Here is a 26086-nt window from a genome sequence, read left to right as displayed (position 1 = left end):
CGAGGAGGAAAATTCATTGGCTGGAAAAGAAGGAAGAGAATATCCATTAGAGAGAACCAGAAATATCGGTATCATGGCGCATATCGATGCTGGTAAAACAACTCTTACAGAGCGTATTCTTTATTATACAGGTGTTAACTACAAGATCGGTGATACTCATGAAGGTACAGCAACAATGGACTGGATGGAGCAGGAGCAGGAGCGTGGTATCACAATCACATCCGCTGCTACAACATGTCACTGGACTCTTGAGGAGAACTGCAAACCAAAGCCAGGTGCTCTTGAGCATCGTATCAACATCATTGATACACCAGGACACGTAGACTTCACTGTTGAGGTTGAGCGTTCCCTTCGTGTACTTGATGGTGCTGTCGGCGTTTTCTGTGCTAAGGGTGGTGTTGAGCCGCAGTCAGAGAACGTATGGCGTCAGGCTGATACCTACAATGTACCTCGTATGGCATTCATCAACAAGATGGATATCCTTGGTGCAAACTTCTACGGTGCAGTAGAGCAGATCAAGACTCGTCTTGGTAAAAACGCTATCTGTCTTCAGCTTCCAATCGGAAAAGAGGATGACTTCAAAGGAATCATCGATCTTTTCGAGATGAAAGCATACATCTACAACGATGAGAAGGGTGATGACATCTCCATTACTGATATCCCGGAGGATATGCAGGAAGATGCAGAACTTTATCATACAGAGCTGATCGAGAAGATCTGCGAGTTGGATGATGACCTCATGATGGAGTATCTTGAGGGAGATGAGCCTTCTGTAGACAAGCTGAAAGCTGTCCTCAGAAAAGCTACATGTGAGTGTACAGCAGTACCTGTTTGCTGCGGTTCCGCTTACAGAAACAAAGGTGTTCAGAAACTTCTGGATGCAATCCTTGAGTATATGCCGGCTCCTACAGATATCCCGGCTATCAAGGGTGTTGACCTTGACGGCAACGAAGTTGAGAGACATTCATCTGATGATGAGCCGTTCTCCGCTCTTGCATTCAAGATCATGACTGACCCATTCGTAGGAAAACTTGCTTATTTCCGTGTTTATTCAGGAACAATGAACTCCGGTTCTTATGTACTGAATGCCACAAAAGATAAAAAAGAGCGTGTTGGACGTATCCTTCAGATGCACGCTAACAAACGTATGGAGCTGGATAAGGTTTACTCCGGTGATATCGCTGCAGCGATCGGATTCAAATTCACTACAACAGGTGATACAATCTGTGACGAGCAGCATCCGGTAATCCTTGAGTCCATGGAGTTCCCGGAGCCGGTTATCGAGCTCGCGATCGAGCCTAAGACAAAAGCTGGACAGGGCAAACTTGGTGAGGCACTTGCTAAGCTTGCTGAGGAGGACCCGACATTCCGTGCTCATACAGATCAGGAAACTGGACAGACCATTATCGCTGGTATGGGTGAGCTTCACCTGGATATCATCGTTGACCGTCTTCTTCGTGAGTTCAAGGTTGAGGCTAACGTTGGTGCACCTCAGGTTGCTTACAAAGAGACAATCACCAAGCCTGTTGATGTAGACAGCAAGTATGCTAAACAGTCTGGTGGTCGTGGACAGTATGGTCACTGTAAAGTTAAATTCGAGCCTATGGATGCCAACGGAGAAGAGCTGTACAAGTTCGAGTCCACAGTTGTTGGTGGTGCTATTCCGAAGGAATACATCCCGGCAGTTGGCGAAGGTATCGAGGAAGCTATGAAAGCTGGTATCCTCGGAGGATTCCCGGTAGTTGGTGTACATGCAAATGTATACGATGGTTCTTACCATGAAGTCGATTCTTCTGAGATGGCATTCCACATTGCAGGTTCTCTTGCATTCAAGGATGCTATGCAGAAAGCAGCTCCGGTTCTTCTTGAGCCAATCATGAAGGTCGAAGTTACTACACCAGAGGATTACATGGGTGACGTTATCGGTGATATCAACTCCCGTCGTGGACGTATCGAGGGTATGGAAGATATCGGCGGCGGTAAGATGATCCGTGGATATGTTCCGCTTTCCGAGATGTTCGGATACGCTACAGACCTTCGTTCCAGAACACAGGGACGTGGTAACTACTCTATGTTCTTTGAGAAATATGAGCAGGTTCCGAAGTCTGTACAGGAGAAGATCCTTTCTAAGAAGGACTGATCCACTATAAATAAATAAAATGCTTGCAAATAACCTTGGTTTGCAATATAATCAAGGTTAGCAAGTTTAAATCTGAAAAAATGCTCTAATTACAGAGTGAAGTTTTTTAAGGAGGACATTTTAAAATGGCAAAGGCTAAGTTTGAGAGAACAAAACCGCATTGTAACATTGGTACCATCGGACACGTTGACCATGGTAAAACAACTTTAACAGCAGCTATCACAAAAGTTCTGTCTGAGAGAGTAGCAGGAAATACAGCTACAGATTTCGCTAACATCGATAAGGCTCCAGAGGAAAGAGAGCGTGGTATCACAATTTCTACAGCACACGTTGAGTATGAGACAGAGCATAGACACTATGCACACGTTGACTGCCCAGGACATGCTGACTACGTTAAGAACATGATCACAGGTGCAGCTCAGATGGATGGTGCTATCCTTGTTGTTGCTGCTACAGACGGTGTTATGGCTCAGACTAAAGAGCATATCCTTCTTTCCCGTCAGGTAGGTGTTCCTTACATCGTTGTATTCATGAACAAATGTGATATGGTAGACGATGAGGAGCTTCTTGAGCTCGTAGAGATGGAGATCCGTGAGCTTCTTTCCGAGTATGACTTCCCAGGAGATGACATCCCGGTTATCCAGGGTTCTGCTCTTAAAGCTCTTGAGGATCCGAGCAGCGAGTGGGGCGACAAGATCATGGAGCTTATGGATGCTGTTGACAGCTACATTCCAGACCCACAGCGTGACACAGATAAACCGTTCGTAATGCCTGTAGAGGACGTATTCTCCATCACAGGACGTGGTACAGTTGCAACTGGTAGAGTTGAGGCTGGTGTTCTTCACGTATCTGATGAGGTTGAGATCGTTGGTATCAAAGAGGAGACTCGTAAAGTTGTTGTAACTGGTATCGAGATGTTCCGTAAACTTCTTGATGAGGCTCAGGCTGGTGATAACATCGGAGCACTTCTTCGTGGTGTTCAGAGAAACGAGATCGAGCGTGGACAGGTTCTTGCTAAACCGGGAACACTTACATGCCATACAAAATTCACAGCTCAGGTTTACGTTCTGACTAAAGACGAGGGTGGCCGTCATACACCATTCTTCAACAACTATCGTCCGCAGTTCTACTTCAGAACAACAGACGTAACAGGTGTTTGCAACCTTCCAGAGGGAACAGAGATGTGCATGCCTGGAGATAACATCGAGATGACAATCGAGCTGATTCATCCGATCGCTATGAGCCAGGGTCTTACATTCGCTATCCGTGAAGGTGGACGTACTGTAGGATCAGGACGTGTTGCTACAATCATCGAGTAATACAATCTGAAAATAGATTTGTTATCGCAAGATAACTTGTGTCCAAACGTAAGATACCCCAGAAACCTTGTGTTTCTGGGGTTTTTCTGTACTCTAAGAAAAGAATTGTTTGTAAAATTATCAGATTAGAAACAGTGAAACGTTTATCAGAAAGATGAAATACGGATAAATTTAAAATTGAAAAATCAGTCTAGCGGTGCCAAAACGGTGCCAAAAAGAAACTCCTGCGAATATTTGCTATTCACAGGAGTAATTTTTTTACCAGCCTTTGATCTGTTTGATCTGTTCAGCACGTTCCGGATCACGATGATATTGCAGTTTCAGACGGATCGTTTCCACAACTTCCTGTCTGGCTTCATCATCAAGCTGATAGAACGATGTGAGCAGATTATCTACATCAGGCATACTGTTCTTACCGAAAAGATACATCAACGGGTACATAGAATTTTTTAAATAAGTCTTTACACGGCTTGCGTCTAATGCTCCGTTCAAACCGTCTGGAAGTGTAGGATAAATCTCTTCTTCCTTAATTGTGCCAGAAAATGGACTGGCAGAACATATCTCATTCACATCAATTTGTAATTCATTTGCAAGTCTTAAAGCAAAATCAAATCGAATATTGGAATCTTTTTGAATAATTGAATATAAGGTTGTGGCACTGATTCCGGTTGCCTTTGCAATTTTACGGACATTTGTGCCTTTTTCATCAAGATATTTCTTTAAATTTTTACCGTCACCCATAGAATCCTCCTTTTTCATATATTGCAAAATTACGAAAAACATAAATCTATAGAATATCATAGCACAGACCTGGAATAAAATAAAGAGAAAATAATATACGAAGTTCGTAAAAATATGTTTACGAAATATTGACAATGAAATAAATACATGATATTATCAATTTACGAAAATCGTACAGACATAGAAATACAGTAAACGTATTCTGTATCTGGAGAGGAAAGGAGGATGCAGTATGGCAAGCTACAATTATATGATGAGTGCTGATGAAGTGGCACAGGAATTAAACTGCTCAAAATCTTATGCTTATAAACTGGTGAAAGCTATGAATAAGGAACTGGCTGCACAGGGATATATTACGATGGCTGGAAGAATACCAAAGGCGTTTTGGGCAAAAAAGATGTATGGCTATGAAATAGCAGGAAATTAGGGAGGATTAATATGGCTTACAGAGAAAAAGACACAAAAAAATGGACAGCCCAGTGGTTTGAGACAAATGTTATGGGTGAGAAGAAAAAACGCAGAAAGCGTGGATTTGAAACAAAGCGAGAAGCATTGGAGTTTGAACGAAGTAAAAAGTTGAGCACTGAGCGAAGTATGGATATGAAACTGAGCGATTTTATTGAGATTTATTTTTCAGACAAACAGAATGACCTAAAAGATCGAACAATCAAAAATAAAAGATATATGATGCAACAGCATATCGTTCCATACTTTGGAAATCAGATGATGAGTGAGATCAAGGCTTCACAGATTATTCAGTGGCAGAATGAAATTCAGAAAAAAGGATATTCAGATTCTTATCTGAGAATGATTCAGAATCAGTTGACCAGTCTGTTTACACATGCAGCTAAAATATATGATTTGCCAGTTAATCCATGCAAGAAAGTGAAACGAATGGGAAATTCGGATTCGAGAAGTTTGAACTTCTGGACACTGGACGAGTACAAACAGTTTATACAGACAATGGAGCCGGGAACAAGATATTATCTTATATTTGAGATGCTGTTCTGGACTGGGTGCAGGATTGGGGAGCTGCTTGCGATTACAAAAGCTGATATCAATTTTGAAAAGAATCAGCTTAGTATCAATAAGACTTATTACCGAACAGGAATGCAGGATATTATCACAGAACCAAAAACAAAACAGTCATTTCGAACAATCGAAATTCCAGAATTTTTGAAAGAGGAAATTAAGGAATTTGTAGATGGTCACTACGGAATGCCGGATACAGAAAGATTGTTTCCAGTTGTTCAGGAAGCGGTACAGCATAAGATGAAACGGCAGATTGAACTGGCAGGAGTAAAGAAAATCCGAGTGCATGATCTCAGACACAGTCATGTGGCTTATCTCATTGAGAAAGGTGTAGAACCGTTACTGATCCGGGACAGATTGGGTCATAAAGATATTCGTATCACATTGAATACTTATGGACATCTTTATCCAAATCAGCAGAGGAAGATTGCAAATCTGCTGGATAATGAAAATGCAGTTACCGGATTGGGAGAAGAAAGAGATGAATGTTGAAAAGGCAAAAGAAAAAGCCCAGATAAATAATCTGAGCAAGTTCTCTGATAATCAGATTAACTGATATACCATCTTGGCAGATTCAGTATATCACGAATCGAGAAATACGACAATTCCCGAATATCTGTTCATCAGAGACTTGCCCGGAAGGGCAGGAGGAGATGATGGAATGAATATGAATGAAAAAAACAAAATTAAGAATTGCAGAATAGAACCAAAACTGAAACTGATCAATATGGATTCAGTAGAGGTGGAACAGGTAGAATGGCTGCTTTATCCGTTTATTCCTTATGGAAAAGTGACCATTATACAGGGAGATCCAGGAGAAGGAAAGACAACAATGGTACTTCAGATTATTGCAAAACTGACCAGAGGAGAGCCGATTCTTCCTGTTACTGATACAACAAAAGAAAAACGAAGTGATGAAGTCGGTAGTGAGAATGAAGATCTAGATGCCAAAGATAATATTCAGGAACAGTCTTCTATGTCACCTGTAAATGTGATTTATCAGACAGCGGAAGATGGTCTAGGAGATACTATCAAACCCAGATTACTTGCTGCAGGTGCAGATTGTTCGAGGGTGCTGGTGATTGATGACAGTGACCAGCCACTGACAATGGCAGATGCCAGATTAGAAGAAGCAATCGTGCAGACAAAAGCCAAAATGGTTGTTCTTGATCCGATTCAGGGATTCCTGGGAGCAGAGGTAGACATGCACAGGGCAAATGAGATCAGGCCATTGATGAAGCGTGTCGCAGTGCTGGCAGAAAAATATCATTGTGCAGTCATTTTAATCGGTCATATGAACAAAAACAGTAACGGCAAATCTTCTTATCGAGGACTTGGCTCCATTGATTTTCAGGCTGCTGCAAGAAGTGTCCTGATTGTCGGGCGAGTGAAAGATGAACCAGAAGTAAGAGTGGTATGTCATACGAAGAGTTCTCTTGCACCGGAAGGAACGTCCATTGCATTCAGACTGGATAAGAATAATGGCTTTGAATGGATTGGAGAATATGATATCAGTGCCGATGAACTTCTTAATGGAGACGGCAGAGGGCAGAAAAGTCGGAAAGCAAAAGAATTTCTCCTTGAAATACTGGCAAATGGAGGAATGACTCAAAAGAAAATTGCAGAAGAAGCCGAAACCAGAGGAATAAAAAGTAAAACGTTATGGAATGCCAAACGGGAACTTGAAATTGATTCTGTAAAACGTGGAAAGCAATGGTATTGGATGCTGCCAGAATAAAAATGGAAGATGGCAAGATTACCATTTCTTAAGAAGAGGGAATCTTGCCACCTTGAAAGGAGAACAGATGCAAAATAAAAATGTACAGATTCCATACGAGTTATTTTTTCAACTCCTGCAATATTTTTTGATGGATAACTACGATGGCGAAGAAATAATCCGGTTGGGATTGGAGAAAAAACTGGATGCAATGGTGAATCGTGAAGTGTATAGCAAATCCAAAACAGCACCAACGGAAGAAGAAAGGGAAAAGTTCCGGCAGGAATATCTGGACAGACGGGGAATACCGGAGAACTTTCGATGGTAAAGGTTCTTTCTGACTACTTTATTACAGGAGCGTGTCACGCACCTGTAGATAGCAGACAAGTAGAAAGCTGGTAAGATGTAGCCGGGAGTTTGTTGGTGGAGAAGAGAATTTTCAAAAGGGAGCCCTGATTCAGGGCGTCCCTGCGGAAACGCTAAATGAAAGGAGAATGGCATAATGCGAGAAGGAAGATTAGGATATAACAGTTATAACAAAAGATATGGATTATTATCATCAGATCTATGGATTGATACAGGATTTCACTGTGGAGAATGCCTGGAAGTGTTGCTTGATGATGAATGGGTTCAGACTAGAATGGAAATGAATCCTGCAAGAGAATGGTATCTTGTAGGAACACCGTATTGTGGTGATCTGGAATATATCCGGGCAAGGATACCGGGATAATTCAGCCATACAAGTAACGCAGGAGTGAACCGACCAACGGGAGGAATAGCCCCCGGCAGGGCGCAAGGGTACTTTTGATGGACGGTACGGCTGTCGAAAGTGCTTTTGCGTTACTTTTGACAAAAGTAACAAAACCGCCGTATCCGGCGAAAGTTTCTTAATATCGCTATTACTGGCGTGAATAAAAATTATGTGCCATATCTAGCACTTGATTAGAAAAGAGGTGAGAAACATTATGATAAAACGAACAATTAGCGGTATGATTGGGAAAGGTTCTCTGGCTCATAACAGGAGAGAGTTTTTCGCAGAGAATGTAGACCCAGACAGAGTACAATTAAATATTTGTTACCAGAATGAAAATCTGAAAGAAGTTTACAAAGAGTTATTTGATGATGCTGTGGAGAGATACAATACCGGGAAAAGAAAAGACCGGAAGATTACAAATTACTATGAAAAAATCCGGCAGGGAAAACAGGAAAAGTTGTTCCATGAAGTGATTTTCCAGATTGGAAACCGAGAAGATATGGCTGTTGGAACAGAAGCAGGAAATCTGGCTGTAAACGTACTGGATGAGTATGTAAAAGATTTCCAGAAACGGAATCTGACACTTCGGGTATTTAGTTGCTATTTGCATCAGGATGAGGCTACTCCACATCTTCATATTGACTTTATTCCTTATGTGACGGGCTGGAAAGGAAAAGGAATGGATACCAGAGTTTCGCTGAAACAGGCATTAAAAGGTCTTGGATTTCAAGGTGGAAATAAGCATGATACGGAGCTGAATCAGTGGATAAATCATGAAAAAGAAGTACTGGCAGAGATTGCAAGGCAGTATGGAATTGAATGGGAACAGAAAGGTACTCATGAGGAACATCTGGATGTCTATAACTTCAAGAAAAAAGAACGGAAAAAGGAAGTACAGGAATTGGAGCAGGAAAAAGAGCATCTAACTGCTGAAAAAGAAGAATTAACAGCACAAATTGCAGAATCCAGAGCAGATATCCAGAATTTAAAAGACGATAAGGAACAGGCAATCAAGGCGAAGCAAGAAGCAGAACAAAAGGCAGGGAGCGCAGAAAAAGAACTAAAAAGCCTGGAAGATCGCAGAGAACAGCTACAACCGATTATGGATAGTGTGAGCAAAGAAATCAAAGAATATGGAACAGTTAAAATGTTACTGCCGGAGGCGGGCACGCTAGAACGGGCAGTAACCTATCGAGACAAAAAAATTAAACCACTGTTTCTTCAAATAAAGAATAAGGTTGCTGTAATGGCGGCTCAGGTTAAAGAACTCACGAAAGAGGTGGAAGGGTGGAAGAAAAAATATCAAAAGGTGAAACAGAAATATAATGCTATTCAGAGAGAACTGGATGATATACGTAAAGACAATCAGAAATTGTCAGAAGAAAAAGATATATTACAAGGTGTTTCTGATAGGTATGATCGTGTTGTGCGTGTTCTTGGAATAGAAACTGTAGATACAGCAGTACAGCAGGATATTCAAAACGAGAAAGTCCTGGAAGAAAAGCGACGGATGGAGCAAATGCCGAAGGGAAATATTCATGAAAGATTGGCATGGGGAATGAAAAAAAGCGAGATGGAGAATCAGCAGCGTAAGAAAACTAAATCAAAAAACAGAGAAATGGAGAGATAAGATTATGGAAACACACATTTATGATGAAAAGAACGGATTAAGCTATACTTTGCATGGAGATTATTATTTGCCGAATTTGGTATTGAATGAAGAAAAACCGATATATGGGAAATATGGAATGCTGCGAAAACAGTTTCTGAAGGAACACAGATTAGCAAAATATCAATATTTGTTGTTGACTGGAAAGCTGACGGAACACCTGAATCAGATTGATCAGGAGAGCAGAGAACAGGTGGAAATGCTTATGGAACAGATGGCAGAAAAACAGGGTGTAACTGAAGAATTAAAGGTACAGAACCAGACGAAGTGGGTTAGGCTGATGAATAATATAAAAGCCAGTGCAGAAGAAATGGTGTTGAGAGAAATACTTTATATATAAGTATTGGTTGTAAAGGACTGAACAGGAAAAGTATAATACTATCCGGCTTATTAAGATTTATTTCACATCTCTTGATTTTTATTACGGTTACTGATATAGTTATTACAGTAACCGTAATAAAGAGGGGATGCTATGAGGGATAATGTGAAAAGTGGTGCACTCACAGAAGTGACATTCTATATTTTGCTTTCACTCTATTCACCTAAACACGGATATGCTGTCATGCAGTTCATTGAAGAAAAAACAGGTGGGCGGCTTTCATTGGGAGCAGGCACTTTATATGGTGCATTAAATTCAATGCAGGAAAAGGGATGGATTGAGCTTTTCGGAGATAGTGAAGGTAGAAAAAAAGAGTATCTTATCACTGTAAAAGGAAAGGAGATAGCTGAAAAAGAACTTATCAGACTTCGTGAACTTGTAGGTATTGCAAGCGGAATTGTAGGAGGTACATTATGAGCAAAAAGTGTTATCGTTTTTTTGGCGGGCTATTGACGGTACAGAAAAACTGGCTGAATAAGATGGCTGAAAAAGGTTATCGCCTTATTCGAACGGGAAAATTACTCTATGAATTTGAAAAATGTAAGCCAGGTCAAGTTCAATATTGCGTGGAGTTTATAGGACAAAAATCAAAAGCTAATGCTGAAGATTACCATGATTTCTTGGAAGAAATGGGATATTCCGTATTCTATAAAAATATCAATCTTAATTATTCTGTTGGTAAAGTTCGCTGGCGTCCGTGGGCTGAAATTGGCGGTCGTATTGCAACAAACACTACAACATTTAACAGGGAATTGCTGATTGTAGAAAAAGAAAATGATGGAAAACCTTTTGAACTTCATACGTCCTATGAAGATAGGGCAAATTATTACAGTAATTTGCGAAATCCCTGGCTTTTATTAATGCTTATGCTCGTGGCATTTGCTACCGTAAATCGGTCTGTTATTTTAGGCATAGTTGCTGTGATTTTTCTAATCCCTGTCATTATATACCAGTTGCAAATTATGAAAAATAGGCATGAAGCGAAGATGAAGGAGTGGTGATTCAGGATAACAAGGTTGGTTTAGCTGATGCAATGTAATGCACTGTCGTTTGAGGGTTAGTAGCCCGTTCTTAAATTTGTGGGCAGTTTGTTGCTGATGATATAAATATTAGAGAAAATTAATTGAAAGTTAAAAAAAGAAAGTAATAAGTAAACAAAGGCTCAATTGTAAACATGTATTGGGAACGCTATAATGGAAATAAGGACAGGAGGTGCGAACAATGCGTATTGGTGAGCAGATAAAAAACTATCGAAAAACTGAGGGATTAACACAAGAACAGGTGGCAAATTATCTGGGTGTTTCTACTCCTGCGGTAAATAAATGGGAAAAGGGAGTTTCCCATAGTTAAAGATACCACACCAAATATGATGAACCCACGCTTATACACTACCAGCTATAATAAACCGCAAGGACAGCAATTTGATGATACTGCTGTCCTTTCTTTTATAAAATTGCAGTACACAGAAAAAAGCTGTAAAATGATAAATATATTTGTCCTTGTAACATTTCACGGACATTTGCCTGTTATACTATCTGCAAAAAGCAAAGGAAGTGAGGATATGAAGCAGATTTTAATTGTCGAGGACGACAGTTTTTTGAATAAGATGTTGGCCTATAACCTGACCGCAGACGGCTACGGCGTGACTTCTGCCCTAAATGCCAGAACCGCAGCCGAAGCCATCCGCCAGCGGGAATTTGATTTAGTGCTGCTGGACATCAACCTGCCGGACGGGAACGGTTTTGAACTGTGCAAGCTGATAAAGCCCCAGCACCCGGACACCATCGTAATATTCCTGACCGCCAACGATCAGGAGAGCGACCAGATACGGGGCTATGAGGTGGGCGCGGTGGACTACATCACAAAGCCCTTTGTGATCGGGGCCTTGCAGCGAAAAATCAAAGCCATGTTCGCCATGCTGGAACACCACAAACCGGCCAAGGACATTTACGACGACGGGCGGTTGTTTCTGGACTTCTCGGAGCAGACGGCTTCCTTAAACGGCAAGCCCCTGACTCTATCCCCGATGGAGTACAAAATGCTGAACCTGTTTCGTAAAAATCCCCGGCAAGTGCTGACCCGTGGGCAGCTTTTGGAAAAGCTGTGGGATATAGACGAGCGGTTTGTGGACGAACACACCCTGACAACCTCCATCAGCCGTATTCGCAGCAAGATTGAAGCCGACGGCGGCGCACCCTACATCAAGACCGTTTACGGCATGGGGTATCAATGGACGGGAGGCGAGGTAAAATGAAGTTTCAAAACCTCTCGGTAAAGCGGCTGTTTGGCCGGGTGGCAATGGAGCTTGTCCTCTCCATGTCCGGGATCACCATAGCCCTGTTTCTTGTGACAAAACAGATTGCGGTGCTGCTGACAGGCGGGACGCTGCTGCTGTGCGCCCTTGTGGGGATTTTTGTACTGACGCAGGCGTTTGGAAAGCGGTTGTCGCAGTTTACCGCTGACCTGTGCCAGACCTTAGACCACATGATCGCCGGAAATGAAGCACCCCAGCGGCCAGAGGACAGCGAAACCCAGCTTGCCAGAATTGGACACCGGCTGGCAAGGCTTTACCAGATCATGCAGGAGAACCGCCGCCGGGTGGACGAGGAACGGCAGGAGTTACAGACCCTTGTATCGGATATTTCCCATCAGGTGAAAACGCCGGTAAGCAATCTGAAAATGGCGACGGACACGCTGCTGGAAAAGCCTATGACCGAGGCGGAGCGCACCGACTTTATCCGGGGAATCCGCAGCCAGACGGATAAGCTGGACTTTCTCTTTCAGGCCCTTGTGAAAACCTCCCGGCTGGAAACGGGCGTGATCCAGTTGGACAAGAAACCGGGCCGCCTTTTTGATACCGTGGCGCAGGCCATGAGTGGGATCGTGTATGCATCGGAGAAAAAGGAAATCGCCGTGTCTGTGGATTGCCCGGAGGATTTGACCGTTTCCCATGACAGCAAGTGGACATCCGAAGCCCTCTTTAACCTGCTGGACAATGCGGTGAAGTACACCCTGGCAGGCGGGAAAATCACGGTGTCGGTGGTGCTGTGGGAAATGTATGTGGAGATCAAAGTAACCGACACCGGCAAGGGCATTTCCGAAAGCAATCAGGCCGCCATCTTCCGGCGCTTCTATCGTGAGGAAGAAGTACACGAACAGCAGGGCGTGGGCATTGGCCTGTATCTGGCCCGCGAGATCGTAACGCGGCAGGGCGGCTATATCAAAGTGGTTTCGGAGCCGGGCAAGGGTTCGGAATTTTCCATTATGCTGCCGACTAAATAGAACGCGGCGGACGGCCATTTCCGGCTGCCCGCCGTAAATTTTTTTGAAATGTCCGAGCGTTGTAACATTTCACCCCGATTTTCAATGAAATTTTTTGGCCGCTGTAACATTTCGCGGACATTTGGGTTTTACAATGACCTTATCAACAGGTAGAAAGCCTTGAAAGGAGTTTTGAGTATGAGCATTTTACAGACGATTGATCTGAAAAAGTATTACGGCACAGAGCCGAACATCACCCGCGCCCTTGATGGAGTGAACTTCTCCGTAAATGACGGCGAATTTGTGGCCGTTGTGGGAACCTCCGGCAGCGGCAAATCCACCCTGCTTCACATGATGGGCGGGCTGGACACCCCTACTTCCGGCAATGTCATTGTCCGGGACAAAGAGCTTTCAAAAATGAACGACGAACAACTTACCATCTTCCGCCGCCGCAACATCGGCTTTATCTTCCAGAACTATAACCTTGTTCCTATCCTGAATGTGTATGAGAACATCGTCCTGCCGGTGGAGCTGGACGGGGACACGGTGGATCAGAAGTTTTTGGACGAGATCGTTCACCTGCTGGGGCTGGAAGATAAACTGAAAAATATGCCGAACAATCTTTCCGGCGGCCAGCAGCAGCGTGTGGCTATCGCACGCGCCCTGATTACCAAACCGGCTATTGTGCTGGCCGACGAGCCGACCGGCAACCTTGACAGCAAGACCAGCGCCGAGGTGCTGGGGCTTATCAAGCGCACCAGTGCAGAGTTCTGGCAAACTGTTGTGATGATTACCCACAATGACGACATAGCCCGTCTTGCAGATCGGATTGTCCGCATTGAGGACGGCAAGATTGTGGAGTAAGGAGGTGGCAGGCTATGACATGGCCTTTTGAGAATGATACCAGCGCCATTACAAAGAAGCTGGCAAAGAAAAGTTTGCAAAGCGAGAAGCGCCGGAATCTGATGGTGGTGATTGCCGTTGCGCTGGCGGCATTTCTGATCTGCTTTACGGGAATTGTGTCTACCTCCCTGACACAAATGCAGCGCAATCAGGTTGTCGATACTTATGAGGCGGTCTGGCTGGGCGTAGAGGAAAACGACATTGAAACCCTGAAAGGACTGCCGGAGTTTGAGCGCGTAGGCGGCTACTATATGCTGGGTGAGGAGCTTTCAGAACAGGGCTATCATGCGTCTTATGTGTATTGCGACGCGCAAATGATGGAGATTACCAAGGCGCAGATGGAGTTGTTAGAGGGCCGGGTTCCTGAAAAAGCAAATGAAGTTGTTGTAAGCGAATACTTTCTTTCCACCTATGGAAACAATGCCAAGATCGGGGACACTGTGACCTTAGATACAGAGAGTTTTCATGGTGATTATGTCGTTACCGGCATTATGGACAGCGTAAATGAAAAAGAAGCGAATACCTGCGCTATCATTCTTTCCAACGCTGCCCTGACAGGATGGAAAGGGTTTGACCCGACTGGCTATCGCGCCTATGTCCATTTCAAAAACAGCGACCAGTTGGGCGAAGAACTGATGACCTCTTATTGCAGGGAGATTGCGGAGGAATATCAGCTTCCTATGCCCAAAATGAACAGCAAGTATTTTGCCTATGCTTCTAAATCCTTTGATTTTGCACTGATGGCTGGCGTGATTGCCATTGTTCTGATCGGCGGCTATATTGTGATCCAGAGTATCTTCCGTATCTCCATCAATGACAAAATCAAGAGCTACGGGCAGCTTCGGACGATTGGTGCAACGCCAAAGCAAATCAAGCGGATTGTAAAGCGGGAGGGGCGTAAACTCGGCAGTATCGGGATTTTGATTGGTACAGTGCTGGGTGTATGCGGCGGTTTTCTTTTGTTTCCCAAGGGATTTAATGCTGTTTCCTATGTGGCAACGATTATTTTGACACTCATAAGCAGTTGGATCATGGTATCTGTTTCCATCCGTAAGCCGATAAAAATTGCGGCAGGGATTTCCCCGATTGAAGCCGTCCGTTTTACCCCGGCACAAAAGGACATCCGAAGCCGAAAAAAGAATATCAAGCTCAATCCTGTTTCAATGGGAATTGCGAATTTTAAGCGTGACCGAAAAAAGACCGTTGCTATTGTAGCCTCATTGAGTTTGGGCGGAATTATTCTGCTTGTGGTATCCTCCATTGTTTTGCTGCGTTCTCCAGAGGCGCTTGCAAGACGGTTTTTCCCGGACGGCGACTATAAAATTTATTTGGATTCTGAAATGACAGAAGAAAAGGTTATGGCAGCGGGAAATCCGTTGAATGAAGAATTAAAACAGGAAATCTTATCTATTGATGGTGTTACAGATATAATTCCAAGCAGACAATCTCTCTATGCAACCCTTAAGACGGACATTTACCAAAGCGGTGGTATGTGTGATATGCTGACCGACCAGAATTATGCAACAGTTGAAGCGGCTCTGACAGCAGGAACGATGCCAAAAGATTCCCGTAGTATTGTAATTGACTATAATGTGCTAAAGCAGAATGAGGATATGGGTGTTGGTTCAACAGTTGACTTTTATTTTGGAGAGGGGCAACCGCCTGTTTCCGTCACTGTATCAGGATTGTTTGATTCCAACAAGACGCCTTCCGGGCATGGAAAACTGGCCCTCGATGGAGTACTCTTTTTCGCACCAGAAGCATTGTTCCATGAACTGCACCCGGAAATCGCTTCTTTCGACTATTCATGGAGCATTGTAAACGATCCGAAAAAAACGGACTATGTGGGAGCTGAATTGAAAAATATTGTTGCCAGCCATAGTAATATTGCCTTAGATGAAATCAATACAGTGATTGAATATGAAGAAATGACAAATTCTTTTGCGTTTGGCAGTATGGAGATACTTTCATGGTTGGTATTTCTCTTTGGCGTTATCAACCTTATCAATACGACACTCTCTAACCAGATAGCCCGAAAGCAGGAAAACAGTATTCTGCGTTCTATCGGCCTAACACAAAAACAGCTATGTGAAATGAACATCTGTGAGGGGCTGTGCTATGCGCTCTTTGCAACATTGGCGACGCTGATCGTTGGGCTTCCGGCTTCCATCTTTGCTTGCAGAAAAATGAGTATAGGAGCTTTTGCCGGAAATGTAGTGCCTTACAAATTCCCGGTTTTGGAAATGGGACTGTTCATTCTGGTATTGTTCGGAATGGAACTGATCTTGTCTGTATGGACAATCCGCAGACAGAAAAAGCAATCCCTGATCGAACAAATGCGGGCGATGGAATAACCGTATGGGATCGGCGGGGCGGCGTGTGCTGCCCCGCTTTTTTCGCCATTTCTCAAAAAATTTTTGAAATGTCCGAGCTTTGTAACAATTCAGCCTGTTTTTTTGTCGAAATCAAAGGCACCTCGGACATTTATAGTTCTTCCAAAAGTTTGATGATAATATTACCATTCATGGAAGAAGCAATCTGTTATTGCAATAATGCGAAATTGACGATAGAAAGTTTTTCATATCTCGGTCAGCTCAACAATTACATTACTCTGCTGATACAGCCAGTCCGTAAATTCTTTCGGGCTGGCCGTTCCTGTTTTTACAGCCTTTTTTCTCTGTAAGGCTTCTTTCTTAAAGTCGGAAAAGGAAGCCTGTATTTTTTCCAGACGGTCAGCCGGAAAGCCTGCGGTATTTTTTACCCGGTTTATTTTGTTGCGCCAGTTCTGGCATTCATTTTTATAAAGCAGGTCATAGTTATTTTCTCTTGACCTCTCGTCAAATTCCCGCTTGTTTTGAAGCGCCTGTGCTTTTCGGCACTTGTCGCTGCACAGCTCATACCGCTGGCTCTTTGCCAGAAAATATTTTCCACAGACCTTGCACCGCCGGAAGCAAAGCCCCCAGTCATTCAGCCTGTTCAGATAATAGGTAATCAACGGGTAGAGGGACGCATAGGCAGACACACATTCTTCTGTGCGCCGGTTGTCCGGGAACCAGAGGTCAAGCCGGGTATCTTCTGACGGTGCGCCTTTGAAATAAAGGCTGCCAGCTTGAAAATGTTTCGGTTTTCCTGTCTCCCTGTCAAAGCTCATGGTTTCGTTATGGAATACACCGGTCAGGCTGCTCATTTTATCCATGAAGCGGTCACAGGCAGCGTTACGGTCACGGGGTTCTCTGGCAAGCAGATAGCTGTTCCAGATACGGAACGCCACATACATTTTCAGAGGGTCGTTGCTAAGATATTTCTCCCAAAGAAATTCGCTTGCCGCCTGCTCCAGCTCCGGCTGTTCCCATCGGTTGGAGTGGAGGGCTTGCCGCAGCGGAGAAAGCCCGTATAAGTTCCAGTCTCTGTCCGTGTCACGCTCAAAGTTTATCAAAAAAGTTCCCAGTGGGCGTGTCATATCACAAAGCACCTCTGCGTTTTGGCTCCCGTTCAAACGGAAGCGGATCTGCTGTTCTTCCCCAATCAAAATCCGTTCTTTCATTTTCTTCCTGTCCAGCGTCAGGACAAACAAAATCCTTTCAAAACATGGCTCATGCCGTATAAATTGATTCTCCATCCCTATCCCCTGCCTTTGTTTATGGTAATTATATAATTTAGTTATATCCATTACACTCATGGTATCGCAGAAGCATTGTTTTGTCAAGGATAGTCCGCTATGATGATTGCAGTTGGTAATTTCGTACCAAACAGTACTTTGACAAGTGAATGACCGTCCAAAAAGGATATGACCGGCAGGAGAAGTGACGCATCCGGCGCACCAATGCAGGGAAACACCGCAGGAATGGGGCAGGAAAACGGATTTTGGGGAGAACGGCAACAGGAAGCATTTTAACCTATTTGATTTATGGGAGGAACAGAATGAACGATAAAAAGAGATTGAACAGCTACGAGGATTTACCGCTGGTTCTGGATGTGGCGGACATCCAGCGGATTATGGGAATTTCAAGAGCGAGCGCCTATGAGCTGGTACACACCCCCGGCTTTCCGGCGTTCCGCAGGGGCAGGCTTATCAAGGTCAGCAAGATTGCTTTCTTTGAATGGATGGCAAAAGGCTCCGAAACCGTACCGGGAAGTGACAAATAAGCGTGAGGTATCATTCCCTGACTGCAATACTGCCGCACTTTCCAAAGGGGCATACAGAGGGAAAAACCTTAAAAATGATACCGAGACGCTACACCAAAACAGCCTATCTGCGTACATCAGATAGAAACGGAGAAAGGAGCCGGTTATGGCAAGAATGAGCAACAAGCGACGGCTGGAATGGTCTTTCTTCTTAAATGACCGCAGCCGTATCACTTACAACGAACTGTGCCGGAAATGCCAGCACGAATGTAAACAGAGCTTCCGGGCGGTTGTGGTTGACTGCCCGAAGTATCTTTCCAAGCGTTCCAAGAAAAAGGACAAGACTGCCGGAAACGGCAAAATCCCTTAGGAACTAAGGGCGCACTTCTATACATAGTCTAAAGACCATGTATCGTGCGTCCTGCGGAGCTTACCTCTGCCGCTGATAAAATCAGCAATCCGAGGTCTGCGTTCGCTTTGCTCCGACAAGGTGGCTACACCCCCTTGCGCCGCTAAAGCGGCTATCCCCTGTGTACCCGCCGCAAAGAGAAATCCGCTCTGTGGTTTTCCCTTTTCATCGGGCTTTATAGAAGCACTGACACAGACTGTCTGCGGATGGTCTTTCTTTATCTTATAAGCAAAGGATGTGAGAACATGGAAAAATCTTTGGAACAGTTAAAGCAGGAATATGAAAAAACCACTGTCCTGCTGGAACGGGAAAAACGGAAAATGCAGCGTTTGAAAAACCGGCAGGCGTATCTGGAAAGCGGTTCCCGGAAACAGAGGACGCACCGGCTGATTACCCGTGGGGCAGCCGTTGAGAGCATTGTGCCACAGACAAAGGAGCTGACCGAAACGGAATTTTATTCCCTCATGGAAAGCATTTTGAATCTGCCGCAGGCGGAGCCTTTCATCCGGTCTGCCGCAGAAAACCACGCCCGTATTTCCGGGCAGGAGAAAGGCGGTGACTAAGGATAGCACTTTATCATTTTTCAATCGCACAGATAAAGCGCAGCGCCGGTCAGAGCGCCATTGCCAGCGCAGCCTACCGAGCCGGGGAGCGTCTTTACAGCAGCTACTATGGAGAAGTCAGCGACTACACCAAAAAGGGCGGCGTGATCGCTTCGGAAATCATGCTGCCGCCCCATGCGCCGGAAATATATCTTGACCGGGCGACCCTCTGGAATGCTGTGGAGAACTGCGAGAAACATCCAAAAGCACAGCTTGCCTATTCATTTGATATTGCCATGCAGAATGAATTGACGCTGGAAGAAAACATGGAGCTGGCGAGGAAGTTCGTGCAGGAGCAGTTTGTGGCAAAAGGCATGATTGCCGATCTTGCTTTTCACAGTCCGGAGAAAGAGGACGGCGGTATCCCAAACCCGCATTTCCATGTGATGACAACAATGCGCCCTTTGAACCCGGATGGCACATGGGGACAAAAACAGCGGCGGGAATATCTTCTTGATGAAGATGGAAACCGAATCCGGGATAAAAATGGCGATTATATGTTTAATGCTGTCCACACAACAGACTGGCACGAGCCGGAAACACTGGAACACTGGCGGGAGCAGTGGGCGGCTGCCGTTAATACAAAATTTGAGGAAAAAGGACTGGATGTGCGTATCGACCACCGTTCCTATGTGCGGCAGGGGCTTGACCTGATACCTACTGTCCACGAGGGAGCTAATGTCCGGCAGATGGAAGCAAAGGGCATCCGCACCGAGAAAGGGGAACTGAACCGCTGGATTAAAGCCACCAACCGGCTCATGCAGGATGTGAGGAAGAAGATCAAAGCCCTGTTTGTCTGGATGGCAGAGGTAAAAGAAGAACTTTCCAAACCACAGACACCGAACCTTGCCGACCTGCTGATCGCTTATTACAACCAGCGCAACGCAGGGGCATGGAGCAATAAAGCCAGAACCGGAAACTTAAAGCAGTTTGCCGAAGCCGTCAATTATCTGACGGAAAACAAGCTGCTCACATTAGAGGATTTGCAGGAGCGTCTTTCCTCTGTCAGTGAAGAATTTGAAGCATTAAGCGGCTCCATGAAAAAGAAATCTGCCAGGATAAAGGAATTGCAGGAATTGATACGGGAGGGCGAGAATTACCAGCGGCTAAAACCTGTCCATACGGAATTGAACAATATCAAGTTTAAGAAACAGAGGGAGAAATTTGAAACATCCCACGATGCGGAGTTACGGCTGTTTTATGCCGCCCGCCGTATTCTGAAAGAAAAACTGGACGGAAAACCCATTGCCCTGAAAGCATGGAAACAGGAATACGCACAGTTAAAAACAGAGTATGCCGAACTGTCTCCGCAGCACAAGCCACTCCGGGAGGAAGTCATACGGCTGCGGCAGGTGCAGAACGCCGTAGATACCGCACTGCGCCGGAGGGAGCAGCCACAGGAAGTACAGAGAAAGAAACATGAGATGGAGCTATGATATAACCGGCAGCTTTACCGCTACCGGTATTTTTACGGAGGGAGCATTTGAATGTATTTGAAGCGGTGAAACAGTCTGTTACCACACGGCAGGCTGCTTCATTCTATGGAATCCGGGTGGGGAGAAACGGCATGGTCTGCTGTCCATTCCACAATGACCGCACGCCCAGCATGAAAGTGGACAGCCGCTTTTACTGCTTCGGCTGCGGGGCTTCCGGGGATGTGATCGACTTTGCCGCTTTGCTGCATGGATTGGGGAAACGGGAAGCTGCGGTCAGGCTTGCGGAGGACTTCGGCGTTTCCTATGAGAAATCCGGCAATGCGCCGCCAGATAGGAAGCGTCACAACAGGTCACAGCCCCGGCAAAAATCAGCGGAGCAGAGATTTCAGGAAACGGAACGGTATTGTTTCCGGGTGCTATGCGATTATCAGCGCCTGCTGGAGCATTGGAAAACAGCATACGCCCCACAGCCGCAGGATGCCATCTGGCATCCTCTTTTTGTGGAAGCGTTGCAGAGGATAAGCTACACAGAATACCTTTTGGATATTTTGTTATACGGAGAAATAGAAGAAAAAGCGGCATTGATCGCCGCACAGGGAAAGGAGGTGCTGCGGCTTGAACAGCGAATTTCAGAGCTTGCCGCCGGAAACGCAGGAAGCGGTCAAAAGGACGATGGACACAATGGAACCGGCGCAGACACCGGAAGAAATCCGGGAGACATTAGAGGGGACGCAGAAAGGCGGCGTGAAGAACAGCATCCGAAACTGCCTGACGGTGTTCCAGCGTGACCCGCTGTTTCGTGGGGCGCTGCGTCTGAACCTTTTGACGGAGCAGATTGACATTGTGAAGCCGCTAGGCTGGGAGCGCACCAGTACCACGCTGACCGACATGGACATGAACTACCTGCTTTTGTATCTGGAAGAAAATTACGGGCTTATCAGCGAGAAAAAGGTGCAGAGCGCCATCAAGATTGTTGCCAATGAAAACCGCTACCATCCGGTCAGGGATTACCTGAACAACCTGCAATGGGACGGCACAGAGCGCATCCGTTATGCCCTGCATCACTTTCTGGGAGCCGATACGGACGAATACACTTATGAAGCCTTGAAACTGTTCCTGATGGGAGCCATCCGGCGGGTATTCAGACCGGGGAGCAAGTTTGAGGTCATGCTCTGTCTGGTTGGTGGTCAGGGAGCCGGGAAATCTACCTTTTTCCGGCTGCTGGCAGGCAGGGACGAATGGTTTTCAGACGATTTGAAAAAGCTGGACGATGAAAATGTGTACCGCAAGCTGCAAGGGCATTGGATTATCGAGATGTCGGAGATGATTGCCACAGCCAACGCCAAGAGTATTGAGGAAATCAAGTCATTCTTAAGCCGCCAGAAAGAAACCTACAAAGTGCCGTATGAGACACATCCGGCAGACCGGCTGCGGCAATGTGTATTTGGAGGGACGACCAACCGGCAGGACTTTTTGCCCCGTGACCGCACCGGCAACCGGCGCTTTCTCCCCGTGACGGTGTACCCGGAACGGGCGGAGGTTCACATACTGGACGATGAAGCGGCGGCGAGGGCGTATATCGAACAGATGTGGGCGGAAGCCATGACGGTTTACCGCAGTGGGAAGTATAAGCTGTCATTCAGCATGGAAATGAACCGATACCTGAACGCCCATCAGCAGGACTTCATGCAGGAGGACACACAGGCTGGCATGATCTACGCCTATTTGGAGGACTACACCGGCGACAGGGTATGTTCCAAGCAGCTTTATGAGGAAGCGCTGGGGAACTTAAATTCCCCGGCAGACTGGGAGACACGGGCAATCTGCGAGATTATGAATACCGGCATTGCGGGCGGCATCATACAGGGCTGGGCAGCCTACAAAAGCCCGAAGCGGTATAAGAAATACGGTTCTCAAAAAGGCTGGGAGCGTGTCAACCAAGACCCGCCGGAGGGGGACGGTTTTCAGGAAATCACGGAAGAAGAAGCCCGGCAAATGGAACTTCCATTCTGAAAAGCCACCGGTTGACAGTTTGGTTAACGCTTCGGTTGACAGCCGGTTGACGGGGAAAAGCCTGATATTTGGGGCATTTCTCTCCTTTGTCAACCATGTCAACCAAGAAATCAAAGAAAAAGTAAAAAGTAATCATAGAGCGCCTATGGATTGTTTTCAAAGTCTTTTCTGCCGGTTGACACAGTTTGGTTGACATGGAGACAGTCTGCGGCTGTACATCTGCCTGACATTCCCTTGTCGGGCATATTTCATTTATGGAGGTAACTGCCTATGGCAAAAAGCAAAAACGAGAGCAATAACAAAAACAGCGGCACCCTGCTTACCGAAAAAGACGGCACCCAGTATTTTGTCATGGGGAAAGTCCGTATCAAGGTATCGGAGCATTTCGCACAGGATGGGAAGCCGCTTGACAGCCTGCTGGAAGATGTGATCCAGCACGCTGCCGCCGCTTCCTGAAAAAATACGGAATAACGACTGTCAATCAGCCCACGCTTATGATATACTTGTACCAGCGAGTATTGTATAAGCGTGGGTTGTTTCTTTTAGAAGGAGGATTTTTAACCGTGAAACAACCATACAATACAACGATTTATAACACTGCACTATATTTGAGATTGAGCCGTGACGATGAATTACAGGGGGAAAGCGGCAGTATCCAGACCCAGCGCATGATGCTTAGGCAGTATGCCGCAGAGCATGGGCTGACCGTTGTAGACGAGTACATTGACGACGGATGGAGTGGGACAAATTTCGAGCGTCCAAGTTTCCAAAGGATGATTGATGACATCGAAGACGGGAAAATCAACTGCGTTGTCACAAAGGACTTATCCCGTCTGGGAAGAAACTATATCCTGACCGGTCAGTACACGGAAATCTATTTCCCCAGCAAGGGAGTACGCTACATTGCCATCAATGACAATGTGGACACCATCAACGGAGAAAGCGAGCTTGCACCGTTCTTAAACATCCTGAATGAAATGCACGCCCGACAGACCAGCAAAAAGGTCAAGGCTGCCATGCACACAAGATTTGCCAATGGCGCACACTATGGAGCCTATGCACCGCTGGGCTATGTAAAAGACCCGGACAAAAAAGGTCATCTTCTGATCGACCCGGAAACACGCTGGATTGTAGAGAAGATTTTTGACCTTGCCGTACACGGGAGGGGTGCCGCCAGCATTACACGGATTCTGGTGGAAGAAAAAGTACCTACCCCCGGCTGGCTGAACTATGAAAGATATGGGACTTTCGCCAATATCTACGCCGGTGCGCCCGCAGAAAAAGCCTATGCGTGGACGATAGCACAGGTCAAGAGCATTTTGAAAGAGGAAACCTACATCGGTCACAGCGTTCACAACAAGCAGAGCAACATTTCATTCAAGAACAAGAAAAAGGTGCGGAAGCCGCAGGAAGAATGGTATCGTGTGGAAAATACCCACGAAGCCATCATTTCCGAAGAAGTGTTCCAAAAAGTTCAAGAGCTGATTGCAAGCAGACGCAGGAAACGCAGAAACGGTACGACACAGATTTTCGCAGGATTGATAAAATGTGCAGACTGCGGATGGTCTTTAGCCTATGGGGAAAACAAGCAGAATAAGAACCCATACGGGTACTACCATTGCAGCAAGAACGGGCAGGGATTACGCCAGTGTTCCATGCACTATATCCGCTATGATGTACTGTATGCCTATGTGCTTGCAAGACTGCAATACTGGTCTATGCTGGCACAGAAAGACGAGGACAATCTGCTGAAACGCCTGCTCAATGCCAGCGACAGGGAAAGAAACTCTGCGAAGAAAAAGCAGGCTGCGGAGCTGAAAAAGGCAGAGAAGCGTAAAGCCGAGGTTGACGGGCTGTTTGCTAAAATGTATGAGGACTGGTCTGCCGGACGCATAACCGAGTATAACTTCAATATGCTGTCCGAGAAGTACCAGAACGAGCAAAAGGAGCTTGAAACAAAAATAAGACAGCTTCACGAAACGATGGAAGCCGCCGTACAGACCGCAGCGGATGCTGAAAAGTGGATTGCCCTGATGAAACAGTATGTCAACCCTGTGGAGCTGACCGCCGAACTTCTGAACACTCTAATTGAAAAAATAACCGTCCACGAAGCTGTCAAGGGCGAGGACGGAAGCCGTGAGCAGGAAGTAGAAATCTACTACCGCTTCATCGGCAAAATCGACTGACCTTTCTTTTTTACCCAACAATATCTTTAATTAAGGGAGACGGGAAATACATATCCGGATATCTCATTACTTCCAGCTTTGGCACGATTATTGAAAATTGATATGAATGAATTGTTTTCGTTTCGTGAAGAATTGACCGAAAAAGAGATTGGACAATTTGTGAATGAACTTTCGGAAGTTTCATTGGACAGCTTTACAGAGGCTTTCGAGATGGCATCTCGTAAAATACAGGAGTATCCTCATTGCGACTTATTAATATATACGATCGCAACCGTTCTGAACGGATCTTTGACTTTGTCAGATCTTAATGGCGAAGAACGAATGGAATATAATACAGCTATTATTGAGTGGCTGGAACGAACAGCAGACAGTCAGGATGAAAGAGTGAGAAATTCAAGCGTTTTTATACTTGCAACAAAATATGTCCAAATGGAGAAATATGAAGAAGCAAATGCCCTTTTGAAAAAAATTCCTGATACTGTAATTGATGCAACGATTATGAAAACAAGTGTATTAGCACATCAGGAAGGAACAGACACTGCTGCGTTATTCCTGGAAGGGAAACTGCTACAGGCAGTTGTCAATATTCAAAGCTACTTGTATAAGTTAATTGAAATGGAAGAAGAAACAGGAAATCATGATAAAGCAGAGAGAATTGCTGAGATTACAGATCACATGATATCGTTGTTTGGACTATGGAATTACGGCAACACAGTGCCATATCTGCTGATTGCTGGATATCGAAAAGATGTAGAAAAATGTGTTCAGTTAATTAAGCAATTATTAAGTGAATCACAGAAGCCTTGGAATATGACACAATCCCCTTTGTATTACAGGTATGAAGATACTGCACAGGGAAAAGCCTTTTCGGGAGTTGGAAAAAATTTTGTTCGTGAATTGTATTCGGAAATTGAAAATAAGAAAGAGTATGAATTCTTGAGAGGGAATAAGGAACTCGAATTAATTTTTGAGGAACACTTGAAATAGGTTGTAAAAATGTATGGAAATAGATATAGTTGAGAAAGAAGAAAATTTTTGACATTTCCACGGATGCGTGCTAATATGATTATAGAAAAAGAGTGCTACCGATAGACGGTTAGTCCGTTTTACTATTTAGAATATCATCAAAGATAACCGCTTAGTTTACCAGACCAGGGCGGTTATTTTTGTGGTTTATGATTATCTTTGCCTAATGTATATCCGATACTAAAGCAGGTTAAGCCGAAGCTCACTACTGCTATGAAGTCAATAATACTCATTGGCTTAGCCCTCCTTTCCAATGGATTCCTTTACAGGTTTCTATGTAATCAGAGGGTCACAGTCCCTCTGGAGAAGGACTAACCGCCTACCGTTATGGTAGCACCCATGTTTCGATTATAACAGTTAAAAATTACCGGTGC

26 protein-coding genes and 1 pseudogene are annotated in these 26086 nt (G+C 45.1%); 25 read left to right on the top strand and 2 right to left on the bottom strand.

Annotated features, from left to right (window positions below; all coding sequences use genetic code 11):
• Positions 1 to 16: 16 nt before the first annotated feature.
• On the top strand, positions 17 to 2140 hold the full coding sequence (gene fusA, locus AC04Q4_RS11205) for an elongation factor G (protein ID WP_274602634.1): 2124 nt from the start codon (positions 17 to 19) through the stop codon (positions 2138 to 2140).
• A 125-nt stretch (positions 2141 to 2265) separates the two neighbouring features.
• Positions 2266 to 3459, top strand: coding sequence for an elongation factor Tu (tuf, locus tag AC04Q4_RS11200; RefSeq protein WP_118515188.1), 1194 nt, complete (start codon positions 2266 to 2268; stop codon positions 3457 to 3459).
• 258 nt (positions 3460 to 3717) lie between these two features.
• On the opposite strand, the gene AC04Q4_RS11195 is transcribed toward tuf, so the two are convergent.
• Positions 3718 to 4200: a helix-turn-helix domain-containing protein gene (locus AC04Q4_RS11195; protein WP_015541737.1), complete on the bottom strand. Its 483-nt coding sequence runs from the start codon at positions 4198 to 4200 to the stop codon at positions 3718 to 3720.
• A gap of 232 nt (positions 4201 to 4432) precedes the next feature.
• Here AC04Q4_RS11195 and AC04Q4_RS11190 point away from each other — a divergent pair, with 232 nt between their 5' ends.
• The 14 genes and pseudogenes from AC04Q4_RS11190 (at position 4433) to AC04Q4_RS11125 (ending at position 16269) form a co-directional block, all read left to right on the top strand.
• The gene (locus AC04Q4_RS11190; protein ID WP_055258613.1) at positions 4433 to 4627 is read left to right on the top strand and encodes a hypothetical protein; all 195 of its coding nucleotides are present in this window, start codon (positions 4433 to 4435) and stop codon (positions 4625 to 4627) included.
• Positions 4628 to 4638: 11 nt separating this feature from the next.
• Positions 4639 to 5724 (top strand): site-specific integrase, encoded by a 1086-nt coding sequence (locus tag AC04Q4_RS11185; RefSeq protein ID WP_055258611.1) that lies wholly within the window; start codon positions 4639 to 4641, stop codon positions 5722 to 5724.
• Between the two features lie 169 nt (positions 5725 to 5893).
• Positions 5894 to 6970 (top strand): AAA family ATPase, encoded by a 1077-nt coding sequence (locus AC04Q4_RS11180; protein WP_055258609.1) that lies wholly within the window; start codon positions 5894 to 5896, stop codon positions 6968 to 6970.
• Between the two features lie 67 nt (positions 6971 to 7037).
• On the top strand, positions 7038 to 7277 hold the full coding sequence (locus AC04Q4_RS11175) for a hypothetical protein (protein ID WP_055258607.1): 240 nt from the start codon (positions 7038 to 7040) through the stop codon (positions 7275 to 7277).
• A 174-nt stretch (positions 7278 to 7451) separates the two neighbouring features.
• The gene (locus AC04Q4_RS11170; RefSeq protein ID WP_055258605.1) at positions 7452 to 7679 is read left to right on the top strand and encodes a DUF5348 domain-containing protein; all 228 of its coding nucleotides are present in this window, start codon (positions 7452 to 7454) and stop codon (positions 7677 to 7679) included.
• 235 nt (positions 7680 to 7914) lie between these two features.
• Positions 7915 to 9333 (top strand): plasmid recombination protein, encoded by a 1419-nt coding sequence (locus tag AC04Q4_RS11165; RefSeq protein ID WP_117639954.1) that lies wholly within the window; start codon positions 7915 to 7917, stop codon positions 9331 to 9333.
• Positions 9334 to 9337: 4 nt separating this feature from the next.
• On the top strand, positions 9338 to 9712 hold the full coding sequence (locus AC04Q4_RS11160) for a TnpV protein (RefSeq protein ID WP_055258600.1): 375 nt from the start codon (positions 9338 to 9340) through the stop codon (positions 9710 to 9712).
• A 132-nt stretch (positions 9713 to 9844) separates the two neighbouring features.
• Positions 9845 to 10168: a PadR family transcriptional regulator gene (locus AC04Q4_RS11155; RefSeq protein ID WP_055056227.1), complete on the top strand. Its 324-nt coding sequence runs from the start codon at positions 9845 to 9847 to the stop codon at positions 10166 to 10168.
• Complete coding sequence (locus tag AC04Q4_RS11150) at positions 10165 to 10752, top strand: DUF2812 domain-containing protein (RefSeq protein ID WP_055056226.1); 588 nt, start codon at positions 10165 to 10167, stop codon at positions 10750 to 10752. Before AC04Q4_RS11155 ends, AC04Q4_RS11150 begins: the two co-directional genes overlap by 4 nt.
• Positions 10753 to 10972: 220 nt before the next feature.
• Positions 10973 to 11092: pseudogene (locus AC04Q4_RS11145) on the top strand (helix-turn-helix domain-containing protein); the annotation flags it as partial.
• Between the two features lie 220 nt (positions 11093 to 11312).
• Complete coding sequence (locus AC04Q4_RS11140; RefSeq protein ID WP_476388982.1) at positions 11313 to 12005, top strand: response regulator; 693 nt, start codon at positions 11313 to 11315, stop codon at positions 12003 to 12005.
• Positions 12002 to 13033, top strand: a complete 1032-nt coding sequence (locus tag AC04Q4_RS11135; RefSeq protein ID WP_476388981.1) for an ATP-binding protein — start codon at positions 12002 to 12004, stop codon at positions 13031 to 13033. Before AC04Q4_RS11140 ends, AC04Q4_RS11135 begins: the two co-directional genes overlap by 4 nt.
• 177 nt (positions 13034 to 13210) lie before the next feature.
• Positions 13211 to 13876 carry an ATP-binding cassette domain-containing protein gene (locus AC04Q4_RS11130; RefSeq protein ID WP_476388980.1) on the top strand — a complete coding sequence of 222 codons (666 nt, stop codon included), beginning with the start codon at positions 13211 to 13213 and terminating at the stop codon, positions 13874 to 13876.
• A 14-nt stretch (positions 13877 to 13890) separates the two neighbouring features.
• Positions 13891 to 16269: an ABC transporter permease gene (locus AC04Q4_RS11125; RefSeq protein ID WP_055201186.1), complete on the top strand. Its 2379-nt coding sequence runs from the start codon at positions 13891 to 13893 to the stop codon at positions 16267 to 16269.
• A 224-nt stretch (positions 16270 to 16493) separates the two neighbouring features.
• On the opposite strand, the gene AC04Q4_RS11120 is transcribed toward AC04Q4_RS11125, so the two are convergent.
• Positions 16494 to 17534 (bottom strand): hypothetical protein, encoded by a 1041-nt coding sequence (locus AC04Q4_RS11120; RefSeq protein WP_476388979.1) that lies wholly within the window; start codon positions 17532 to 17534, stop codon positions 16494 to 16496.
• A gap of 302 nt (positions 17535 to 17836) precedes the next feature.
• Here AC04Q4_RS11120 and AC04Q4_RS11115 point away from each other — a divergent pair, with 302 nt between their 5' ends.
• The 9 genes from AC04Q4_RS11115 to AC04Q4_RS11075 all read left to right on the top strand — a co-directional run bounded on the left by AC04Q4_RS11115 (position 17837) and on the right by AC04Q4_RS11075 (position 25673).
• Positions 17837 to 18061 (top strand): helix-turn-helix domain-containing protein, encoded by a 225-nt coding sequence (locus AC04Q4_RS11115; RefSeq protein WP_005362423.1) that lies wholly within the window; start codon positions 17837 to 17839, stop codon positions 18059 to 18061.
• 145 nt (positions 18062 to 18206) lie between these two features.
• Positions 18207 to 18410, top strand: coding sequence for a hypothetical protein (locus AC04Q4_RS11110; RefSeq protein ID WP_004614949.1), 204 nt, complete (start codon positions 18207 to 18209; stop codon positions 18408 to 18410).
• A 284-nt stretch (positions 18411 to 18694) separates the two neighbouring features.
• Positions 18695 to 19012, top strand: coding sequence for a DUF3847 domain-containing protein (locus AC04Q4_RS11105; RefSeq protein ID WP_019162597.1), 318 nt, complete (start codon positions 18695 to 18697; stop codon positions 19010 to 19012).
• 2 nt (positions 19013 to 19014) lie between these two features.
• On the top strand, positions 19015 to 20487 hold the full coding sequence (mobQ, locus tag AC04Q4_RS11100) for a MobQ family relaxase (protein WP_072850453.1): 1473 nt from the start codon (positions 19015 to 19017) through the stop codon (positions 20485 to 20487).
• 47 nt (positions 20488 to 20534) lie between these two features.
• Positions 20535 to 21275, top strand: a complete 741-nt coding sequence (locus AC04Q4_RS11095) for a CHC2 zinc finger domain-containing protein (protein WP_044997810.1) — start codon at positions 20535 to 20537, stop codon at positions 21273 to 21275.
• Positions 21160 to 22500, top strand: coding sequence for a virulence-associated E family protein (locus AC04Q4_RS11090; RefSeq protein WP_117994939.1), 1341 nt, complete (start codon positions 21160 to 21162; stop codon positions 22498 to 22500). The genes AC04Q4_RS11095 and AC04Q4_RS11090 overlap by 116 nt, the downstream gene beginning before the upstream one ends.
• 270 nt (positions 22501 to 22770) lie before the next feature.
• Positions 22771 to 22956: a hypothetical protein gene (locus tag AC04Q4_RS11085; RefSeq protein WP_004849804.1), complete on the top strand. Its 186-nt coding sequence runs from the start codon at positions 22771 to 22773 to the stop codon at positions 22954 to 22956.
• Positions 22957 to 23063: 107 nt separating this feature from the next.
• The gene (locus AC04Q4_RS11080) at positions 23064 to 24686 is read left to right on the top strand and encodes a recombinase family protein (protein WP_476388978.1); all 1623 of its coding nucleotides are present in this window, start codon (positions 23064 to 23066) and stop codon (positions 24684 to 24686) included.
• Positions 24687 to 24788: 102 nt separating this feature from the next.
• Positions 24789 to 25673: an XRE family transcriptional regulator gene (locus AC04Q4_RS11075; protein WP_250841508.1), complete on the top strand. Its 885-nt coding sequence runs from the start codon at positions 24789 to 24791 to the stop codon at positions 25671 to 25673.
• The last annotated feature ends 413 nt before the right edge of the window (positions 25674 to 26086 follow it).

Source organism: Blautia sp. HA8986, assembly GCF_056504635.1.
This window is presented reverse-complemented; position numbering and strand designations above follow the sequence as displayed.

Excerpts from the sequence above, each read along its gene's own strand:
- tuf (WP_118515188.1), top strand. The coding sequence starts at position 2,266 with ATGGCAAAGGCTAAGTTTGAGAGAACAAAACCGCATTGTAACATTGGT.
- AC04Q4_RS11195 (WP_015541737.1), bottom strand. The coding sequence starts at position 4,200 with ATGGGTGACGGTAAAAATTTAAAGAAATATCTTGATGAAAAAGGCACA.
- AC04Q4_RS11190 (WP_055258613.1), top strand. The coding sequence starts at position 4,433 with ATGGCAAGCTACAATTATATGATGAGTGCTGATGAAGTGGCACAGGAA.
- AC04Q4_RS11185 (WP_055258611.1), top strand. The coding sequence starts at position 4,639 with ATGGCTTACAGAGAAAAAGACACAAAAAAATGGACAGCCCAGTGGTTT.
- AC04Q4_RS11180 (WP_055258609.1), top strand. The coding sequence starts at position 5,894 with ATGAATATGAATGAAAAAAACAAAATTAAGAATTGCAGAATAGAACCA.
- AC04Q4_RS11175 (WP_055258607.1), top strand. The coding sequence starts at position 7,038 with ATGCAAAATAAAAATGTACAGATTCCATACGAGTTATTTTTTCAACTC.
- AC04Q4_RS11170 (WP_055258605.1), top strand. The coding sequence starts at position 7,452 with ATGCGAGAAGGAAGATTAGGATATAACAGTTATAACAAAAGATATGGA.
- AC04Q4_RS11165 (WP_117639954.1), top strand. The coding sequence starts at position 7,915 with ATGATAAAACGAACAATTAGCGGTATGATTGGGAAAGGTTCTCTGGCT.
- AC04Q4_RS11160 (WP_055258600.1), top strand. The coding sequence starts at position 9,338 with ATGGAAACACACATTTATGATGAAAAGAACGGATTAAGCTATACTTTG.
- AC04Q4_RS11155 (WP_055056227.1), top strand. The coding sequence starts at position 9,845 with ATGAGGGATAATGTGAAAAGTGGTGCACTCACAGAAGTGACATTCTAT.
- AC04Q4_RS11150 (WP_055056226.1), top strand. The coding sequence starts at position 10,165 with ATGAGCAAAAAGTGTTATCGTTTTTTTGGCGGGCTATTGACGGTACAG.
- AC04Q4_RS11140 (WP_476388982.1), top strand. The coding sequence starts at position 11,313 with ATGAAGCAGATTTTAATTGTCGAGGACGACAGTTTTTTGAATAAGATG.
- AC04Q4_RS11135 (WP_476388981.1), top strand. The coding sequence starts at position 12,002 with ATGAAGTTTCAAAACCTCTCGGTAAAGCGGCTGTTTGGCCGGGTGGCA.
- AC04Q4_RS11130 (WP_476388980.1), top strand. The coding sequence starts at position 13,211 with ATGAGCATTTTACAGACGATTGATCTGAAAAAGTATTACGGCACAGAG.
- AC04Q4_RS11125 (WP_055201186.1), top strand. The coding sequence starts at position 13,891 with ATGACATGGCCTTTTGAGAATGATACCAGCGCCATTACAAAGAAGCTG.
- AC04Q4_RS11120 (WP_476388979.1), bottom strand. The coding sequence starts at position 17,534 with ATGGAGAATCAATTTATACGGCATGAGCCATGTTTTGAAAGGATTTTG.
- AC04Q4_RS11115 (WP_005362423.1), top strand. The coding sequence starts at position 17,837 with ATGAACGATAAAAAGAGATTGAACAGCTACGAGGATTTACCGCTGGTT.
- AC04Q4_RS11110 (WP_004614949.1), top strand. The coding sequence starts at position 18,207 with ATGGCAAGAATGAGCAACAAGCGACGGCTGGAATGGTCTTTCTTCTTA.
- AC04Q4_RS11105 (WP_019162597.1), top strand. The coding sequence starts at position 18,695 with ATGGAAAAATCTTTGGAACAGTTAAAGCAGGAATATGAAAAAACCACT.
- AC04Q4_RS11090 (WP_117994939.1), top strand. The coding sequence starts at position 21,160 with ATGGACACAATGGAACCGGCGCAGACACCGGAAGAAATCCGGGAGACA.
- AC04Q4_RS11085 (WP_004849804.1), top strand. The coding sequence starts at position 22,771 with ATGGCAAAAAGCAAAAACGAGAGCAATAACAAAAACAGCGGCACCCTG.
- AC04Q4_RS11075 (WP_250841508.1), top strand. The coding sequence starts at position 24,789 with ATGAATGAATTGTTTTCGTTTCGTGAAGAATTGACCGAAAAAGAGATT.